Below are 18,583 nucleotides of genomic sequence, written 5' to 3'. Positions count from 1 at the left end.
GGGGCCGACGCTGGAAGGCACCCGCTCGCCGTGTGACCGAAGTCCCGCACCGGAGGACTCCGCTTTCGTGCGCGTTCCGCGCCGTCGCCAGGTCCGCCTGAACCGGGACGAAACTGCCGCACCGCATTCCGTCGGACGGCAGGTCCGCTGGAACGCGTAGGAGGCGCGTTCCGGTCAGGAAGGACATGTGTGACCAACACCGATGTACTGAGCAGCCAAGCTCCTGCTGCTCCCAACCCCGCTGCCAGTTCCGGAGCCGAGGAGAACGCTCTGACCACCCCTTCGAACGGCAGCGCCACGCCGCGCAAGCGCGCGGGCCTCTCTGGAATGGTGCTGGCCGAACTCCGTGAACTCGCAGGTCAGCTGGGTATCACCGGCACGGCCGGCCTCCGCAAGGGCGACCTGATCGCCGCCATCAAGGAGCGGCAGGGCGGCACCTCCGGTCGGGGCAGTGCCGCGACGCCGCCCAAGGCCGAGAAGAAGGCCGAGGCTCCCAAGGCGGTCGTCGAGCAGGCGCCCGTGGTGGAGAAGAAGACTTCCGCGGCCCCCGCCCCGGTGGACAAGCCGACCCAGCAGCAGCTCGACGTGACCGACCGTCCCGCCGAGGAGGAGGGCGGCCGTCGCGGCAACCGCCGCCGCCGTTCCTCCAACCGCCCGGCGGGCAGCCCCGAGGCTCCCGCCGCGGACGCCCAGCAGGCGCAGGCCCCGGTCGAGCGACCCGCTCAGGCGGACCGCGTCCAGGCCGACCGCCAGCAGGGCGACGGCCGCCAGCAGGGCGAGCGCGCCGAGCGGCCGGACCGGGCCGAGCGGTCGGACCGGGGTGACCGGCCCGACCGCGGTGACCGGCAGGACCGCTCCGAGCAACGCGAACAGCGCCAGGACCGGGGCGACCGCGGCAACCGCGGCGACCGGCAGGACCGGGGCGGGCGTGACGACCGCGGCGACCGCGGTGGCCGCGACCGCGACCAGAACCGCAACCGCCAGCAGAGCGGTCCGGGTGACGACGACGAAGAGGGCGGCCGTCGGGGTCGCCGCTTCCGCGACCGCCGCCGGCGCGGTGGCCGCGGGGACGAGGGCGGTCCGGCCACGGACACCGAGGTCCGCGACGACGACGTGCTGCTGCCCGTGGCGGGCATCCTCGACGTGCTGGAGAACTACGCGTTCGTCCGCACCTCGGGCTACCTGGCCGGGCCGAACGACGTGTACGTCTCGTTGTCGCTGGTCCGCAAGTACGGGCTGCGCCGCGGCGACGCCCTGATCGGCGCCGTGCGGCAGCCGCGCGACGGCGAGCAGCAGCGGCAGAAGTTCAACCCGCTGGTGCGGGTGGACAAGATCAACGGCCTCGACCCGGAGGAGTCCCGCAACCGGCCGGACTTCACCAAGCTGACGCCGCTGTACCCGAACGAGCGCCTGCGCCTCGAGACGGAACCGCACATCCTGACCACGCGCGTCATCGACCTGGTGATGCCGATCGGCAAGGGCCAGCGGGCCCTGGTCGTGTCGCCGCCGAAGGCGGGCAAGACCTCGGTGCTCCAGTCGATCGCGAACGCGATCACGAAGAACAACCCCGAGTGCCACCTGATGGTGGTGCTGGTGGACGAGCGCCCCGAAGAGGTCACCGACATGCAGCGGTCGGTGAAGGGCGAGGTCATCGCCTCCACCTTCGACCGCCCGCCGTCGGACCACACCACGATCTCGGAGCTGGCCATCGAGCGGGCGAAGCGCCTGGTCGAGATGGGTCACGACGTGGTCGTGCTGCTGGACTCGATCACCCGGCTGGGTCGTGCCTACAACCTCGCGGCCCCCGCGAGCGGCCGGATCCTGTCCGGTGGTGTCGACTCGACCGCGCTGTACCCGCCGAAGCGGTTCCTGGGCGCGGCCCGCAACATCGAGGGCGGCGGCTCGCTGACCGTCATCGCGACGGCCCTGGTCGAGACCGGGTCCGCGGGTGACAGCGTGATCTTCGAGGAGTTCAAGGGCACCGGCAACGCCGAGCTCAAGCTCGACCGCAAGATCGCGGACAAGCGGACCTTCCCGGCGGTGGACGTGGACTCGTCCGGCACCCGCAAGGAAGACCTGCTGCTCTCGCCGGACGAGCTGGCGGTCATGCACAAGCTGCGCCGGGTGCTGCACGCCCTGGACAGCCAGCAGGCCATCGACCTGCTGCTCGACCGGCTCCGCAAGAGCCGGACGAACATCGAGTTCCTGATGCAGGTGGCCAAGACCACGCCGGGCGGGGACAACGACTGACCCCGTCCGACCACCGAAGGCCCGTCCGGCACCCACGCCGGGCGGGCCTTCGGGCTTGCGGGGTGTTCAGGTCGTGGGCGTTCCGGTGTCCGTCAGCAGGGCGGCGCGGGTGAGGCGGTGCCCGCCTCGACGAGCGCGGCGGTGCGGCGGCGTTCGAGGAAGTAGTCGGCGACCAGCAGCACGACGACCGGCACGCCGAGGCCGACGACGGCCGGCACGGGCACCCGCACGCCGTCCAGCAGCACCCCGACCACCAGCACGGACGTCAGGTACGGCCAGCGCAGCCACGTGCGCTGCCACCGGGCGGTCCACCCGACCGAGCCCGACGTCGCGACGCCGACGGCGACGCCCGCGCCGAACACGGGGCTCGACAGGGCCAGCTGCCCCGGAGCGCCCACCAGCAGGCCACCCAACCCGGTGAGGCCCAGGACGGCGATGCTGAACAGGAACGGCACGGCCAGCCACGAGGTCAACGACAGGGGACGCCCGACAGTGCAGAACACACCGACAGTGTTGCGTCCGCGCAGCGTGGACCGCTGCTGTCTGTAGTTCAGCGGTTACCTCGTGCGCCAAATGGTCGACCACGATCGGCGAGCGGTTGTGACCCCGGCCACCGGGAACAAGCGCGCGAAGCCGCGCGTTGCAGCACGTGACGGCCGATCTGGCACACTGTCTGGTCGAGCCCGGCTCCGGTTCACCTCGAAGGATCGAGGACCCGGCGGCCACTTTCAGGAAAGGGACAAGACGTTGAAGACCGGCATTCACCCCGAGTACGTGACGACCGAGGTCACCTGCGGTTGCGGCAACACCTTCAGCACCCGCAGCACCAAGACCTCCGGCGCCATCCACGTCGAGATCTGCTCCAACTGCCACCCGTTCTACACGGGCAAGCAGAAGATCATGGACACCGGTGGCCGGGTCGCGCGCTTCGAGGCCCGCTACGGCAAGCGCGCCAAGTAGCCGCCCCAACGGCGTCCACCCCGAATCCGCGGGTGGGCGCCGTTGTCGTCTCCACACCCCGAAGCACCTTGAGACCGGAGCGAGATCGTGACGCTGGACGCCCTGCTGGCCGAGCACGCCGAGCTGGAAGCCAGGCTCGCCGACCCCTCGGTGCACGCCGACCAGGCGGGGGCGCGGAAGCTCGGCAAGCGCTACGCCGAGCTGACCCCGATCGTGAAGACCGCCCGTGAGCTCGAGCAGGCGAAGTCCGACTTGGAGACGGCCCGCGAGCTGGCCGCCGAGGACGCGGTGTTCGCCGAGGAGGCCGAGCAGCTGGCCAGGACGGTGCCGGCGCTGGAGTCGAAGCTGACCGAGCTGCTCCTGCCGCGCGACCCGCACGACGGCGCGGACGTCGTGCTGGAGATCAAGTCCGGTGAGGGCGGCGAGGAGTCGGCCCTGTTCGCCGGCGACCTGCTGCGCATGTACCTGCGGTACGCCGAACGGCACGGGTGGAAGGCCGAAGTGCTCGACGGGACGGATTCCGACCTGGGCGGCTACAAGGACGTCACGGTGGCCATCAAGAGCCGCGTGGAGACCCCGGACGGCGTGTGGTCGCGGCTGAAGTACGAGGGCGGCGTGCACCGCGTGCAGCGGGTGCCGGTGACCGAGTCGCAGGGCCGCATCCACACCTCCGCCGCGGGCGTTCTGGTGTTCCCCGAGGTCGACGAGGTCGAGGTCGAGATCGACGAGAACGACCTGCGCGTCGACGTGTTCCGCTCGTCGGGCAAGGGCGGGCAGAGCGTCAACACGACCGACTCCGCGGTGCGCATCACGCACCTGCCCACCGGCATCGTCGTGTCCTGCCAGAACGAGCGCAGCCAGCTGCAGAACAAGGCGCGCGCGATGCAGGTGCTCCAGGCGCGGCTGACCGCGTTGGCCGAGGAGAAGCAGCAGCAGGAGGCGTCGGACGCCCGGCGCACCCAGATCCGCACGGTGGACCGCTCCGAGCGGGTCCGGACCTACAACTTCCCGGAATCGCGCATCTCCGATCACCGGGTCGGGTACAAAGCCCATAACCTGGACCAAGTGCTCGACGGCGACCTGGACGCGGTGCTGGACGCCCTGGCGGCGGCCGATCGCGCGGAGCGACTAGCCGCCGGGTGAGGCGACGATGAGGGGGCGCTCGATGGCGGAGATCCTGGTGAACCCGCGGCGAGCCCCTCTCGACGCCGTCCTGGGGATCCGGGTGGCCGACCTGCCACCGGACGAACGGGTCGTGGTGCGCGCGTCGACGGGCGACTGGTCGTCGTCCGCGGTGTTCCTGGCCGACGAGCGCGGCGTGGTGGACCTGACCCGGCACGCGCCCGTCGAGGGCGACTACTCCGGCGTCGACCCGATGGGGTTGTTCTGGTCGATGACCCGGACGGGTGAGCCGAGCGGCCCGACGTTGATCGAGGTCGTCGGGGTCGGCAAGGTGGAGCTCGACCGGCTGACCGTGCCCGAGGGCGTCAGGCGGACCGAGGTGCGCGAGCACGGCCTGGTCGGCGTGCTGTTCGAGCCCGACGACGACGAGGTGCACCCCGGCGTGCTCGTGCTGGGCGGGTCCGAGGGCGGGTTGCACGAGCTGGACGCGGCACTGCTCGCCGGGCACGGGTTCGCGGCGCTGGCGCCGGCGTACTTCGGCGCGCCGGGCGTGCCGGACGACCTGGTCGAGATCCCGCTGGAGCACTTCGGGACCGCGCTGGAGTGGCTCGGTGCGCGGGCGGGCCGGCTGGGCGTCGTCGGCGGGTCGCGCGGCGGTGAGGCGGCGTTGCTGCTCGGCGTGCACTTCCCGCAGGTCGAGGCCGTGGTGAGCGTGGTCGGCAGCGGCGTGGTCACGCAGTGCATCGGACCGGGGACGCGGTTGTTGCGGAAGCTGGACCACGAGGCGGCGTCGTGGACGTGGCAGGGCAGGCCGCTGCCGTACCTGCCGTACTCGATCCCCGACGAGCTGCGCGAGCGGGTGGTCTCGGGCGAGCCGGTGCGGCTGAGCCTGGCGTTCGACTTCTCCGACGGCATCGGCGAGGACGCCGAGATCCCGGTCGAGCGGATCGGGGGCGGTGTGTTGCTGCTCTCATCCGGGCAGGACGAGTCGTGGCCGTCGGTGGCGCTGAGCGAGGTCGCCTGGCGCCGGCTGACCGGGCACGGGCACGCGCACCGGCACGAGCACGTGGTGTACCCCGAGGCAGGGCACCTGATCGCGGGGCCACCCCACCGGCCGGTGGAACTGGTGGTGCCGGGCCCCGGCGTGAACTTCTCGATGGGCGGCACGCCCGCCGCCACGGCCGCCGCCCGCGCCGACGCGTGGCGTCGGACGGTTGAGTTCTTGTCGGACCAACTGGGCACCTAATGTGTCGCTCATGAGCGCACACTTTGACGTCGTGGTCCTCGGTGCGGGGCCAGGCGGGTACGTCGCCGCGATCCGGGCGGCCCAGCTGGGGCTGAAGACGGCGGTCATCGAGGAGCGTTACTGGGGCGGGGTGTGCCTGAACGTGGGCTGCATCCCGTCGAAGGCGCTCCTGCGCAACGCGGAGCTCGCGCACCTGTTCACCCACGAGCAGAAGACCTACGGCATCCAGGTCGACGGCACGGTGAAGTTCGACTACGGCGCCGCCTACGACCGCAGCCGCAAGGTCGCGGACGGGCGTGTCAAGGGCGTGCACTTCCTGATGAAGAAGAACGGCATCACGGAGTACAACGGCCGGGGCACGTTCCTCGACGCCAACACCATCCAGGTGGGTGACGAGAGGGTCACGTTCACGCACGCGATCATCGCGGCGGGTGCGACGACCCGACTCCTCCCGGGGACGAAGCTGTCCGAACGGGTGGTGACGTACGAGGAGCAGATCCTGTCGCAGGACCTGCCGGAGAGCATCGTCATCGCCGGCGCGGGCGCCATCGGCGTCGAGTTCGCGTACGTGCTGCACAACTACGGCGTGAAGGTCACCATCGTCGAGTTCCTCGACCGGGTGGTGCCGCTGGAGGACGCCGAGGTGTCGGCGGAGCTGGCCAAGCGGTACAAGCGGCTCGGGATCGACGTGCGGACGTCCACGAGGGTCGAGTCCATCGACGACTCCGGGCCGCGCGTGCGGGTGACCGTGTCCAAGGACGGCGCGCAGGAGGTCCTGGAGGCCGACAAGGTCATGCAGGCCATCGGCTTCCAGCCGCGGGTCGAGGGCTACGGGCTGGAGAACACCGGTGTCCGGCTCACCGAGCGCGGCGCGATCGCGGTCGACGGGCGTGGGCGCACGAACGTGGAGAACATCTTCGCGATCGGCGACGTGACGGCGAAGCTGATGCTCGCGCACGCCGCCGAGTCGATGGGCGTCATCGCGGCGGAGACCATCGCGGGCGCGGAGACCATGGAGCTGGACTTCGTGATGATCCCGCGGGCGACGTACTGCCAGCCGCAGATCGCGTCGTTCGGGTGGACCGAGGCGCAGGCGCGCGAGCGCGGGTTCGACGTCCAGGTGGCGAAGTTCCCGTTCACCGCGAACGGCAAGGCGCACGGCATCGGCGACTCGGCCGGGTTCGTGAAGCTGATCAGCGACGCCAAGTACGGCGAGCTGCTCGGCGGCCACCTGATCGGACCGGACGTGACCGAGCTGCTGCCGGAGCTGACGCTGGCCCAGCAGTGGGACCTGACCGTCCACGAGGTGGCGCGCAACGTGCACGCGCACCCGACGTTGGGCGAGGCGGTCAAGGAAGCCGTGCACGGGCTGGCCGGGCACATGATCAACTTCTGATCCCCCTACCCTGGACGCATGACCCGACACCCGTTGCGGCTGGCCATCAACGAAGCGGAACGCCTGCTGGCCGCGGCGGGTGTCGACAGTCCCCGGGTGGACGCCGAGCTGCTGGCCGCCCACGTGCTCGGCGTCGAGCGCTCGCGCCTGCCGCTGATCCCGCTGGTCGACCCGCCGGTGGTCGAGGCGCTGCACAAGGTCGTGCGGGAGCGCGCGACGCGCGTGCCGTTGCAGCACATCACCGGCCGGGCGCACCTGGGCGGCGTGGACCTGGAGGTCGGTCCGGGCGTGTTCATCCCGCGCCCGGAGACCGAGCTGGTGCTGGAGTGGGCGCTGTCCACTGTGGAGTCGAAGGACCCGGTGGTGGTCGACCTGTGCACGGGTTCCGGCGCGTTGGCGCTGGCGGCGGCGCACCGGTTGCCGGACGCGTCCGTGCACGCGGTCGAGCGCGATCCCTCGGCGTTGGCCTGGGCGCGGCGCAACGCGGACGCCCGTGCCGCCGCGGGCGACACGCCGATCACGCTGCACGCGGGCGACGTGACCGAGCCGGGCGTGCTGTCCGACCTGGACGGACAGGTGGACCTGGTGCTGTGCAACCCGCCGTACGTGCCGGACGGCACCGAGGTGCAGCCGGAGGTCGCCGACCACGACCCGAGGCACGCGGTGTTCGGCGGGCCGGACGGGCTGGAGGTGATCCGGCACGTCGTGGCGGTGGCCGCGCGGCTGCTCAAGCCCGGTGGGCACGTGGCGATCGAGCACGACGACAGCCACGGCGCGGTCGTGCCGTCGCTGCTCTCCTCGCGCCGGGTGCTGACCGACGTCGCGGACCACCGCGACCTGGCGTGGCGCCCCCGCTTCGCGACCGCGCGCCGGGTGTGAGCGACGCGGCCGGCGCGGGTGCCGGTGACGACCGCGCGCCGGGCTAGGGGGTGGCGTGCTCGACCATCGCGGCCAGGCGCGACCGGGTCAGGTCCCACTCCTCCGGTGGGCCGGCGGAGTAGAGGACGTATTCGACGCCGCCGGATTCCCAGAACGCGGTGGCGACCCGTTTCGCGCCCGACGCGGTGCTCTCGTCGAATTCCCAGGTGACGGCCGGGTGGGTGCGGATCGTCGTCGGGGTCAGCGTGACGCGGCGGTGGCCAGGTTCGCGTTCTCGGTCCGCGGCGGCTCGCGCGATGCGGTCCAGGAGCGGTGTCGACGGGTCGGTGACCGGGGCGCCGCCGAGTCGGAGTTCACGGCGCGGTGACGTCGGGTCGGTGGCGACGAGGGTGGTGGCGACCGTGCCGGTCGCGACCGCCCACCCGGCCGGGATCACGGTGGTGAGGCCGCCCGGCGCTTCGACCCGCCGCAGGTCCGGCGGGAGGGCGGCGGCGGTCGTGGTGGTCGGGGGCGGTGGCGTGGTGGTGGTCGTGGTGATGACGGGCAGGGTGGGCGGCGCCGCGGCGGCGGTGGTGCCGGGTGCGGGCGTCGGCGGGTGCCGGTCCAGGGTCAGGTAGCCGGCGGCACCGGCCAGGACGGCGTAGACGGCGGCGGCCGACAGCGCCAGGGGGAGGGCGCCGATCGGGTTTCTGGCATTCACCGGACGCCTCGCCATCGGGATAATCTGGACGTCAACGCTCCGCCGAGTAAATCGGAGAACCCGCGATGGCTGTCAATGAGCCGAACGAGTGGAGCGGATTGCGGGAATGGCTGGCGGCGCGCATCACCCGCGTCGACCTGACCGATTTCGCCGATCCCGACCGGGTGCGCCTGTCCCGCGCGCTGACCGCGCTGACGTCGGCGCTGGGCGAGGGCCACGACGGCGAGAGCCACCTGGCCGCCGCCGTCGTGCGCGCGGAGCTGGGACGTGGCGGCGCGCCCCGCGCGGACGACGTGCTGCGCTCGCACCTGGCACTCGCGCTCGCGGCCCGCACCGCGGAGGTGCGCAGCGTCACGCCGGAGGGCGCGCTGGTCGTGACAGGTGCGCGCCAAGCGGCGGAGTGCCGGGCGCTGGCCGAGGAGATCCTGGCGCTGAGCCCGCACCCGGAGCTGATCGCGTTCGCGACCGACCTGTCCCGGAGGGTGGACGAGGCGCGGAGGTGGCGGTGGGTCGAGCCGGACGTGTGGACCGCGGCGGTGGTGGGGCTGGCCGTGCTCGTGCTGCCGTTCGTGGGTGGCGCGATCGGCGACCCGGCCGTGACGGTGGCCGGTGTGCTGGTGGGCGCGGTGCTCGTGTTCGGGTTCGTGATGGCGCACCGGAAGCGGAAGTGGGCGGTCGACGCGGACGCGGCGTTCGGCCGCGGCCGTCCGTGAGCGGGCCGCCGAACGCGCCCGCCGCACCGCGCCCGCCGCTCGCCGTCCGGGTGTGACCTCGACCGCTGGGTCCGGTCGCGCTGTGCTTGGATCAGCGGGGTGAGCACGATCTACGATTGTGGTGTCCAGGCCGATCGCGCGGCGGGCCTCGAGGCCGCCGCGGGAGCCGTGCGGGCCGGGCGGCTGGTCGTCCTGCCCACCGACACCGTGTACGGCATCGGGTGTGACGCGTTCGACGCGGCGGCCGTTCGCGCCCTGCTGGAGGCCAAGGGGCGCGGGCCGGACATGCCGGTGCCCGTGCTGGTCGGCTCGTGGACCACGATCGACGGGTTGGTCCTCGGGGTGCCCCGGCAGGCTCGGGCGCTGATCGAGGCGTTCTGGCCGGGCGGGCTGTCGCTCGTGCTGCCGCACGCCCCCTCGTTGGCGTGGGATCTCGGTCACACCCGCGGCACGGTGATGCTGCGGATGCCGTTGCACCCGGTCGCGCTGGAGCTGCTCCGCGACGTCGGGCCGATGGCCGTCTCCAGCGCCAACAAGTCGGGCTTCCCGCCCGCGGGCACCGCCCAGGAGGCCTGGGACCAGCTCGGCGAGGAGGTCGGCGTCTACCTGGACGGCGGACCGGCCGCCGAGAACATCGCCTCCACCATCGTCGACCTGACCGGACCCGACCCCGTGGTCCTGCGGGAGGGCGCGGTGCCGGTCGGCGAGGTGTCGAAGGCCCTCGGCGTCGAAGTCGAGGTCGCCCGCTAGTGGATCTTCCCGATCGGAGTAGCGTGGTGCTCCCGTCGCACGAACCGCCCCGACGGGATCCAATGCAGCAAGATCCACCCGACACCCCATCGCCGAGGGGCTAGCCTGCCGTGGGCCAGTTGCCTGCCGTGTCCAACGTCCTCCCCGTCCGGGAGTACCTGCTCGTCGCGCTGACCGCCGCCGTCGTGACGTTCCTGCTCGTCGGCCTGGTCCGCGCGCTGGCGTTCCGGATCGGCGCGGTCGCCTACCCCCGCCAGCGCGACGTGCACGTCCAGCCCATGCCGCGGATGGGCGGCCTCGCGATGTACGGCGGGGTGCTCGGCGGGATGCTCCTGGCGCACCAGCTGCCGGTGCTGCGCTCGGCGTTCGACTTCTCCTACGACCCGTACGCGGTGATCGTGGGCGGTGGCGTGATCGTCCTCGTCGGTGTGCTGGACGACCGGTTCGAGCTCGACTCCCTGACGAAACTCGCCGGGCAGGTCACCGCGGCGGGCATCCTCGTGCTGTTCGGCCTGCAGTGGCTGCTGTTCTGGGTGCCGTGGGGCGACGACGGCGAGGGCACCGGCTCGCTGCTCTCGCTGGACCAGAACCAGGGCGCGATCCTGAGCGTGCTGCTGGCCGTGACCATGGTCAACGCGATGAACTTCGTGGACGGGCTGGACGGCCTGGCGGCCGGCATCGGGCTGATCGCGGCGGCGGCCACCTGCGTGTTCTCCATCGGGCTGCTGGCCAACAACGGCGGCGACGTGGGCGCGTACCCGCCCGCGCTGATCGCGGCCACGCTGGCGGGCGCGTGCCTGGGCTTCCTGCCGCACAACTTCAACCCGGCGCGGATCTTCATGGGCGACTCGGGGTCGATGCTGATCGGGCTGATGCTCGCCGCGGCGACGATCTCGGCCTCGGGGAAGATCAACTACGAGTCGGTGCGGGCCACCGACGTCCTCGGCCTGCTCTCGCCGCTGGTCGTGGTGGCCGCGGTGCTGTTCGTGCCGCTGCTGGACCTGCTCATGGCCGTGGTCCGGCGGACCCGGCGGGGCGAGAGCCCGTTCTCCGCGGACAAGATGCACCTGCACCACCGGCTGCTGGAGATCGGCCACTCCCAGCGCCGCGCGGTGCTGCTGATCTACTTGTGGGCGGGCGTGCTGGCGTTCGGCGCGGTCGCGTTGACGTTGTTCGACGTCGTCGTCGTGGTGTGGTGCCTGGCCATCGGACTTGTTCTCGCGCTGTTGGTCTCCGCGATACCCAGACTTCGCGAAGTGCGCCGCACATGACCCCCGATGGTGGGGTGAGGACCAAGGCTTCTTTACACTCGGTCTCGACCAGTGGACGGTGTTGGACCCTTTGGGGGTGACATGAGCCAGGACAAGACGGAGTGGACCCACGAAGCCGTCGTGCAGCGACTCGCGGGCGAGATGTACCGCGCGGCGCTGTGGGCGGCGCTCGCGACGGTGGTCGCGGCCGCGATCCTCTGGACTGTGCTGGCGGGGGTCCCCGGCCTGGTCGCCGCGCTGATCGGCGGCGCCATCGCGTGCCTGTCGTCGGCCGGGACGCTGCTGCTCATGCACCGCACGGCCGCGATGCCCCTCCAGGTGATCATGGTGGCGGCGTTCGCCGGGTTCATGGGCAAGCTGATCCTGCTGTTCGCGGTGATGCTGCTGCTGCGCCAGTTCCCCGTGCTGCACACCAACGCGCTGGCCCTGACCATGGCCGCGACCATCCTGGTCGCCACCGCCATGGAGGTGCGCGCCTCCAAGCGCAGTCGCAGTCAGATCGTCATCCCGACCCCTGGAAACACCTGATCTACCGGCTGGTACGGTGCGCGCAGGACGGGACACCCAGGTAGGTGGGGTGCCTCTCGCGGGCGCTTGCGGTCCGTAAGGTACGTTAAGTCCCGATCGTGACGATTCCCCCGGCGGAGTGAACGCCGGCCGGGAGAACCGGAAGGAACACAGTGACCACGATGGTGCTGGCTGCGGGTGATGAGTTCGTCGCACCCGGCGTGAAGGACTTCTTCCTCCCACCGATCTTCGGTGAGGTCACCAAGCCCATGGTGCTTCTGGTGCTCTCGATCTTGATCATCGGTGCGTTCTTCATCGCGGCGACCCGCAACCTCAAGCTCGTTCCCGGCAAGTTCCAGTTCGCCGCCGAGTCGCTCTACGACATCGGTCGCAACTCGATCGCACGCGAGCAGATCGGCGCGAAGGACTTCAAGCCGTTCGTCCCGCTGATCCTCACGGTCTTCACCTTCATCCTGGTGAACAACCTGTTCGGGCTCATCCCGGTCGTGCAGTTCCCGACGATGTCGCACATCGGATTCCCGCTGGCCGTCTCGCTGTTGGTGATCTACCCGGTGTACCACTTCGTCGGGTTCAAGCGCCACGGTTTCGTCGGTTACCTGAAGCACCAGACCATGCCGCCCGGCGCGCCGTGGTTCGTGCTCATCCTGCTGATTCCGATCGAGTTCTTCCAGAAGTTCTTCCTGAACCCGCTCACGCTCGCGATCCGAGTTTTCGCGGCGATGTTCGCGGGTCACCTGCTCTTGCTGGTGTTCACCCTGGCCGGTGAGTACCTGCTCTTCGCCGGCGGCATCACCGTCGTGGTCGCGCCCATCGCGTTCGCCTTCGCCATCGCGTTGACGTTCCTGGAAGCGCTGATCATGGTCCTTCAGGCCTATATCTTCGCGCTGCTGTCCGCCAACTACATCGGCGCGGCGCTGGCCGAAGAGCACTGATAAATCATAAGCCTCCGATCCGCGAGCGTTCGCGGACCGAGTTGGAAAGGGAACAGCACAAGTGAGCGCTATCGTTCTTGCTCAGGAAGCCGCGAACGTCAACCTGAACCAGGGTCTCGCCGCCATCGGTTACGGCCTCGCGGCCATCGGCCCGGGCATCGGCGTGGGTCTGATCTTCTCCTCGGTCATCAACGGCACCGCCCGTCAGCCCGAGGCTCGCGGCGTGCTGCTGAGCCTGGCCTGGACCACGTTCGCCATCGTCGAGGTGCTCGCACTGCTCGGCTTCGTCGTGTACTTCCTCGCGACCGCGGGCTGAGTACCGGTTCATCGCGTCAGAGAGGTTTGTGATGAATACCCTCATCTTGGCGGCGGAGGAGCCGATCAACCCGGTTCTGCCGCACACGTCCGAAATCATCCTCGGCCTGATCGCGTTCCTGCTGCTGCTCTTCGTCATCAAGAAGTTCGTGTCGCCGCGCTTCGAGACGTTGTACGCGGAACGTGCCGCCAAGATCGAGGGCGGGATCGAGAAGGCCGAGCAGGCGCAGGCGCAGGCCCAGCAGGCGCTGGACCAGTACAAGGCGCAGCTGGCCGAGGCGCGCGCCGAGGCGGCCCGCATCCGCGACGACGCCCGCATCGAGGGCGAGCAGATCATCAGCGAGCTGCGCGCCAAGGCGCAGGAGGAGTCCGCGCGGATCGTCGCGCAGGGGCAGACCCAGCTCGAGACGCAGCGGGCGCAGATCGTCGCCGAGCTGCGCGGCGAGTTGGGCCGGCTGGCCATCGACCTGGCGGACCGGGTCGTCGGCGAGTCGCTGGAGGACGAGGTGCGCCGTCGGGGCACCGTCGACCGGTTCCTCTCCGAACTCGACGGCACGTCGGCTCCGGCCGCCAAGTGAGGGAACGCCGATGACGCTGCACGCCGCCAGCCGTGACGCCCTGGCCGCCGCCGAACTGCGGCTGCTGGAGGTCGTCGACGCCACGTTGGACAGTGCCGCCCTGGGCAAGCTGGGCAGCGAGCTGTTCGCGGTCGTGAGCCTGCTGTCGGCGCAGCCCGCGCTGCGCCGCGCGCTGGCCGACAACTCCTCGGGCCCCGAGGCCCGGGAGCAGCTGCTGCACGGCCTGCTCGACGGCAAGGTCGACGACGTGACGGTGCAGGTGCTGGCCACGGTCGTCACCGCGCGCTGGTCCAGCCCGCGCGAGCTGGTCGACGGCATCGAGTCGCTGGCCCGCACCACGCTGCTGGTGCGGGCGGAGCGGGACGGCAAGCTCGACGCCGTCGAGGACGAGCTGTTCCGACTCGGTCGCATCATCGCGGGCAACCACGCGCTCGAGCTGGCGCTGTCCGACCCGGTGGCCGAGCCCGCGGGCAAGGTCGCGCTGGTCGACAGCCTCGTCGCGGGCAAGGTCGACGAGACCACCAAGACCCTGGTGGACCAGCTCGTCCGCGAGCCGCGCGGCCAGGGAGTCGTCAACGGCCTCGGCGACCTCGCGTCGCTCGCGGCCAAGCGCCGGGAACGTTCCGTCGCCTACGTCCGTTCCGCCGTCGAGCTCGACGCGGCGCAGCAGGACCGCCTCGAGGCCACGCTGACCCGGATCTACTCCAGGCCGATCGCGCTGCACGTCGAGGTCGACCCCACGCTGCGCGGCGGTCTGCTGATCAAGATCGGTGACGAGGTCATCGACGGCAGCGTGGCCGGTCGCCTGGCGTCACTGCGCCGCGACCTCGCCGGCTGACCGACCGGAACCGCGGCCCACAAGCCCCTTTCCCAGAACGAAGTGAGAGCAGGAACGACATGGCGGAGCTGACGATCTCGTCGGACGAGATCCGCAGTGCGATCGAGAAGTACGTCTCGGCCTACTCCCCGGAAGTCAGCCGGGAAGAGGTCGGCGTCGTCGCGGAGACCTACGACGGCATCGCCATCGTCGAGGGTCTGCCCGGCACCATGACCAACGAGCTGCTGGAGTTCCCCGGCGGCGTGCTCGGCGTGGCCCTGAGCCTCGAAGTCCGCACCATCGGCGCGGTCATCCTGGGTGACTTCGACAAGATCGAAGAGGGCCAGGAGGTCAAGCGGACCGGCCAGGTGCTCTCCGTGCCGGTCGGCGACGGCTTCCTCGGCCGCGTGGTGAACCCGCTCGGCCAGCCGATCGACGGCCTCGGCGACATCGTGGCCGACGACAACCGCGCGCTGGAGCTGCAGGCGGCGTCCGTGCTGCAGCGGCAGCCGGTGAGCGAGCCGATGCAGACCGGCATCAAGGCCATCGACGCGATGACCCCGATCGGTCGCGGCCAGCGCCAGCTGATCATCGGCGACCGCAAGACCGGCAAGACGGCGGTCTGTATCGACACGATCATCAACCAGAAGAAGGCCTGGGACTCGGGCGACCCGCAGCAGCAGGTCCGCTGCGTGTACGTCGCCATCGGCCAGAAGGGCTCCACCATCGCGGGCGTCAAGACCGCGCTGGAGGAGGCGGGCGCGCTGGAGTACACCACCATCGTCGCCGCCCCCGCGTCCGACTCGGCCGGCTTCAAGTGGCTCGCGCCCTACACCGGCTCGGCCATCGGCCAGCACTGGATGTACCAGGGCAAGCACGTCCTGATCATCTTCGACGACCTGACCAAGCAGGCGGAGGCGTACCGCGCCATCTCGCTGCTGCTGCGCCGCCCGCCGGGCCGCGAGGCCTACCCCGGCGACGTCTTCTACTTGCACTCGCGCCTGCTCGAGCGCTGCGCGAAGCTGTCCGACGAGATGGGCGGCGGCTCGATGACCGGCCTGCCGATCATCGAGACCAAGGCCAACGACGTGTCGGCGTACATCCCGACCAACGTCATCTCGATCACCGACGGCCAGTGCTTCCTGGAGTCGGACCTGTTCAACGCCGGTGTGCGCCCGGCCGTCAACGTGGGCATCTCGGTGTCCCGCGTCGGTGGCGCCGCGCAGACCAAGGCGATGAAGACGGTCTCCGGCTCGCTGCGCCTGGACCTGTCGCAGTTCCGCGAGCTGGAGGCGTTCTCCGCCTTCGCCTCGGACCTCGACGCGGCCTCCCGAGCCCAGCTGGACCGCGGCGCCCGCCTGGTCGAGCTGCTCAAGCAGGGCCAGTACTCGCCGGTCCCCGTCGAGGAGCAGGTCGTCTCGATCTACCTCGGCACCAAGGGCCACTACGACGACATCGCGGTCGGCGACGTCCGCCGCTTCGAGTCGGAGTTCCTGGACCACGTGCGGCGCAGCCACGAGGTGATCCTCTCCGACATCCGCGAGTCCAAGAAGTTGTCGGAGGACACGGAGCGGGGCATCGTGGACGCCGTCACCGCGTTCAAGCAGCAGTTCACCGCGTCCGGTGGCGCGAGCACCTCGGTCAACGAGGCGCCCGCCGACGCGATGGACGCCGACAAGGTCGGGCAGGAGTCGGTGAAGGTCAACCGGCCCGCTCCGACCGAGAAGTGACGTAGGCATGGCGGCACAGATCCGGGAGCTGCGCCAGCGGATCCGCTCGGTCAACTCGACCAAGAAGATCACCAAGGCGTACGAGCTCATCGCCACGTCCCGTCTCGCCAAGGCGCAGACGAGGGTCGCGGCGTCGCGTCCCTACGCGGAGGAGATCACCTCGGTCCTCTCCGCGCTGGCGACCGCGTCCGCGAACCTCGACCACCCGCTGCTGACCGAGCGCAAGAACCCCCGCCGCGCCGGCGTCCTGGTCGTGACCAGCGACAAGGGCATGTGCGGCGGTTACAACGCCAACGTGCTGCGTGCCGCGGAGGAGCTGCTCTCCCTGCTGCGGTCCGAGGGCAAGGAGCCCGTGCTCTACGTCGTCGGCCGCAAGGGCGTCGGCTACTACAAGTTCCGCAGGCGCGCGATCGCGGGCGAGTGGACCGGCTTCTCGCAGCTCCCGCACTACGTGAACGCGGTCGAGGCCGGTGACGCGCTGGTCAAGGCGTTCGTCGCGGGCAGCGACGACGAGGGCGACCAGCCCGGTCCGGACGGCGTGCTCGGCGTGGACGAGCTGCACGTGGTCTACACCGAGTTCAAGTCGATGCTGAGCCAGACGCCGGTCGCCAAGCGGATCGCGCCGATGGTGGTCGACTTCGACCCGGAGCCGCAGAAGCTCCAGTCGGTGTACTCGTTCGAACCGAGCGCGGAGACGCTGCTGGGCGCGTTGCTGCCCAAGTACGTCAAGACCCGGCTCTTCTCGGCGCTGCTGGACGCGGCGGCCTCGGAGTCGGCGGCACGGCGGACCGCGATGAAGGCGGCGACGGACAACGCCACCGAGCTGGTCCGCAACCTGAGCCGCCAGGCGAACGCGGCCCGCCAGGCCCAGATCACCCAGGAGATCAGCGAGATCGTCGGTGGCGCCTCCGCGCTTACCGGGGGCGCAGGAAGTGATGAGTGACATGAGTGCTACTGCCACCACCACCCGCACCGGCCGTGTGGTCCGGGTGATCGGTGCCGTCGTCGACGTGGAGTTCCCGCGCGACGCGGTGCCGGAGCTGTTCAACGCGCTGCACGTGGAGATCACCTACGAGGCGGTCGCCAAGACGCTGACCCTGGAGGTCGCCCAGCACCTGGGTGACAACCTGGTCCGCACGATCTCGATGCAGCCGACCGACGGCCTGGTCCGCGGCGCGGCGGTGACCGACACCGGCAAGGCGATCAGCGTGCCCGTCGGCGACGTCGTCAAGGGCCACGTCTTCAACGCGCTGGGCGACTGCCTCGACGAGCCCGGCCTCGGCCGCGACGGCGAGCAGTGGGGCATCCACCGCAAGGCGCCGTCGTTCGACCAGCTCGAGGGCAAGACCGAGATCCTGGAAACGGGCATCAAGGTCATCGACCTGCTGACCCCGTACGTCAAGGGCGGCAAGATCGGCCTGTTCGGCGGCGCGGGCGTGGGCAAGACGGTGCTCATCCAGGAGATGATCACCCGTATCGCCCGCGAGTTCTCCGGCACGTCGGTGTTCGCCGGCGTCGGCGAGCGCACCCGTGAGGGCACCGACCTCCTCCTCGAGATGGAGGAGATGGGCGTGCTCGGCGACACCGCCCTGGTGTTCGGCCAGATGGACGAGCCGCCCGGCACGCGCATGCGCGTCGCGCTGTCCGCGCTGACGATGGCGGAGTACTTCCGCGACGTGCAGGGCCAGGACGTGCTGCTGTTCATCGACAACATCTTCCGGTTCACCCAGGCGGGTTCCGAGGTGTCGACCCTGCTGGGCCGCATGCCGTCCGCCGTGGGTTACCAGCCGACGCTGGCGGACGAGATGGGTGAGCTCCAGGAGCGCATCACCTCGACGCGCGGCAAGTCGATCACCTCGCTGCAGGCCATCTACGTGCCCGCGGACGACTACACCGACCCCGCGCCGGCCACCACGTTCGCCCACCTGGACGCGACGACGGAGCTCTCCCGTCCGATCTCCCAGAAGGGCATCTACCCGGCGGTGGACCCGCTGTCCTCGTCCTCCCGGATCCTCGAGCCGTCGATCGTCGGCGAGGAGCACTACCGGGTGGCGCAGGAGGTCAAGCGGATCCTGCAGAAGTACAAGGAGCTGCAGGACATCATCGCCATCCTCGGCATGGACGAGCTGTCCGAGGAGGACAAGGTCCTCGTCGGCCGCGCCCGTCGCCTGGAGCGCTTCCTCGGCCAGAACTTCATCGTGGCCGAGAAGTTCACCGGTCAGCCGGGGTCGTTCGTGTCCATCAAGGACACCATCGAGGCGTTCGACCGCGTCTGCAAGGGCGAGTTCGACCACTACCCGGAGCAGGCGTTCTTCTCCTGCGGCGGGTTGGACGACGTCGAGGCCAACGCCAAGAAGCTCGCCGGCAAGTAAGTCGGGCTCGTCGAAGGGCCGTTC

General features: G+C 70.6%; 19 protein-coding genes. 17 read left to right on the top strand and 2 right to left on the bottom strand.

Going from position 1 to position 18,583, the window contains the following annotated elements; genetic code table 11:
* Nucleotides 1-189 precede the first annotated feature (189 nt).
* Nucleotides 190-2,250, top strand: a complete 2,061-nt coding sequence (gene rho, locus LNK82_RS42770) for a transcription termination factor Rho (protein ID WP_230572535.1) — start codon at nucleotides 190-192, stop codon at nucleotides 2,248-2,250.
* A 92-nt stretch (nucleotides 2,251-2,342) separates the two neighbouring features.
* Here the strand turns inward: rho and LNK82_RS42765 are convergent, their stop codons facing one another.
* The gene (locus LNK82_RS42765) at nucleotides 2,343-2,753 is read right to left on the bottom strand and encodes a hypothetical protein (RefSeq protein WP_230572534.1); all 411 of its coding nucleotides are present in this window, start codon (nucleotides 2,751-2,753) and stop codon (nucleotides 2,343-2,345) included.
* A 244-nt stretch (nucleotides 2,754-2,997) separates the two neighbouring features.
* Here LNK82_RS42765 and rpmE point away from each other — a divergent pair, with 244 nt between their 5' ends.
* From rpmE to prmC, 5 genes are all read left to right on the top strand, one after another.
* Nucleotides 2,998-3,210 carry a 50S ribosomal protein L31 gene (rpmE, locus tag LNK82_RS42760; protein WP_230572533.1) on the top strand — a complete coding sequence of 71 codons (213 nt, stop codon included), beginning with the start codon at nucleotides 2,998-3,000 and terminating at the stop codon, nucleotides 3,208-3,210.
* Nucleotides 3,211-3,297: 87 nt separating this feature from the next.
* A complete protein-coding gene (gene prfA, locus LNK82_RS42755) occupies nucleotides 3,298-4,353 on the top strand; it encodes a peptide chain release factor 1 (protein WP_230572532.1) in 1,056 nt (351 codons plus the stop codon).
* A 22-nt stretch (nucleotides 4,354-4,375) separates the two neighbouring features.
* Nucleotides 4,376-5,578: an acyl-CoA thioester hydrolase/BAAT C-terminal domain-containing protein gene (locus LNK82_RS42750; protein ID WP_230572531.1), complete on the top strand. Its 1,203-nt coding sequence runs from the start codon at nucleotides 4,376-4,378 to the stop codon at nucleotides 5,576-5,578.
* 10 nt (nucleotides 5,579-5,588) lie between these two features.
* The gene (lpdA, locus tag LNK82_RS42745; protein ID WP_230572530.1) at nucleotides 5,589-6,974 is read left to right on the top strand and encodes a dihydrolipoyl dehydrogenase; all 1,386 of its coding nucleotides are present in this window, start codon (nucleotides 5,589-5,591) and stop codon (nucleotides 6,972-6,974) included.
* 18 nt (nucleotides 6,975-6,992) lie between these two features.
* Complete coding sequence (gene prmC / locus LNK82_RS42740) at nucleotides 6,993-7,853, top strand: peptide chain release factor N(5)-glutamine methyltransferase (protein ID WP_230572529.1); 861 nt, start codon at nucleotides 6,993-6,995, stop codon at nucleotides 7,851-7,853.
* A 43-nt stretch (nucleotides 7,854-7,896) separates the two neighbouring features.
* On the opposite strand, the gene LNK82_RS42735 is transcribed toward prmC, so the two are convergent.
* Nucleotides 7,897-8,553, bottom strand: a complete 657-nt coding sequence (locus LNK82_RS42735; RefSeq protein WP_230572528.1) for a serine/threonine kinase C-terminal domain-containing protein — start codon at nucleotides 8,551-8,553, stop codon at nucleotides 7,897-7,899.
* A 65-nt stretch (nucleotides 8,554-8,618) separates the two neighbouring features.
* Between LNK82_RS42735 and LNK82_RS42730 the strand changes: the two genes are divergently transcribed.
* From LNK82_RS42730 to atpD, 11 genes are all read left to right on the top strand, one after another.
* Entirely contained in the window at nucleotides 8,619-9,266 is a 648-nt protein-coding gene (locus tag LNK82_RS42730) for a hypothetical protein (RefSeq protein WP_230572527.1), read from the top strand.
* Between the two features lie 99 nt (nucleotides 9,267-9,365).
* A complete protein-coding gene (locus LNK82_RS42725) occupies nucleotides 9,366-10,016 on the top strand; it encodes an L-threonylcarbamoyladenylate synthase (protein ID WP_230572526.1) in 651 nt (216 codons plus the stop codon).
* A gap of 110 nt (nucleotides 10,017-10,126) precedes the next feature.
* Nucleotides 10,127-11,287, top strand: a complete 1,161-nt coding sequence (locus LNK82_RS42720; protein ID WP_082404575.1) for a glycosyltransferase family 4 protein — start codon at nucleotides 10,127-10,129, stop codon at nucleotides 11,285-11,287.
* 81 nt (nucleotides 11,288-11,368) lie between these two features.
* Nucleotides 11,369-11,815, top strand: coding sequence for a Cg1360 family ATP-synthase-associated protein (locus tag LNK82_RS42715; RefSeq protein ID WP_230572525.1), 447 nt, complete (start codon nucleotides 11,369-11,371; stop codon nucleotides 11,813-11,815).
* A 152-nt stretch (nucleotides 11,816-11,967) separates the two neighbouring features.
* Nucleotides 11,968-12,747 carry a F0F1 ATP synthase subunit A gene (atpB, locus tag LNK82_RS42710; RefSeq protein WP_230572524.1) on the top strand — a complete coding sequence of 260 codons (780 nt, stop codon included), beginning with the start codon at nucleotides 11,968-11,970 and terminating at the stop codon, nucleotides 12,745-12,747.
* 61 nt (nucleotides 12,748-12,808) lie between these two features.
* Nucleotides 12,809-13,063, top strand: a complete 255-nt coding sequence (locus tag LNK82_RS42705) for an ATP synthase subunit C-like protein (protein ID WP_106613741.1) — start codon at nucleotides 12,809-12,811, stop codon at nucleotides 13,061-13,063.
* 31 nt (nucleotides 13,064-13,094) lie between these two features.
* Complete coding sequence (locus LNK82_RS42700) at nucleotides 13,095-13,640, top strand: F0F1 ATP synthase subunit B (RefSeq protein ID WP_230572523.1); 546 nt, start codon at nucleotides 13,095-13,097, stop codon at nucleotides 13,638-13,640.
* A 10-nt stretch (nucleotides 13,641-13,650) separates the two neighbouring features.
* Complete coding sequence (locus LNK82_RS42695; RefSeq protein ID WP_230572522.1) at nucleotides 13,651-14,478, top strand: F0F1 ATP synthase subunit delta; 828 nt, start codon at nucleotides 13,651-13,653, stop codon at nucleotides 14,476-14,478.
* A 59-nt stretch (nucleotides 14,479-14,537) separates the two neighbouring features.
* Nucleotides 14,538-16,187, top strand: a complete 1,650-nt coding sequence (gene atpA, locus LNK82_RS42690; protein WP_230572521.1) for a F0F1 ATP synthase subunit alpha — start codon at nucleotides 14,538-14,540, stop codon at nucleotides 16,185-16,187.
* Between the two features lie 7 nt (nucleotides 16,188-16,194).
* Nucleotides 16,195-17,130 (top strand): F0F1 ATP synthase subunit gamma, encoded by a 936-nt coding sequence (locus LNK82_RS42685; RefSeq protein ID WP_230572520.1) that lies wholly within the window; start codon nucleotides 16,195-16,197, stop codon nucleotides 17,128-17,130.
* Nucleotides 17,123-18,559 carry a F0F1 ATP synthase subunit beta gene (gene atpD / locus LNK82_RS42680; RefSeq protein WP_230572519.1) on the top strand — a complete coding sequence of 479 codons (1,437 nt, stop codon included), beginning with the start codon at nucleotides 17,123-17,125 and terminating at the stop codon, nucleotides 18,557-18,559. The genes LNK82_RS42685 and atpD overlap by 8 nt, the downstream gene beginning before the upstream one ends.
* The last annotated feature ends 24 nt before the right edge of the window (nucleotides 18,560-18,583 follow it).

The sequence above is a fragment of the Saccharothrix luteola genome (assembly GCF_020859565.1).
Taxonomy (GTDB): Bacteria; Actinomycetota; Actinomycetes; order Mycobacteriales; family Pseudonocardiaceae; genus Actinosynnema; species Actinosynnema luteola.
This window is presented reverse-complemented; position numbering and strand designations above follow the sequence as displayed.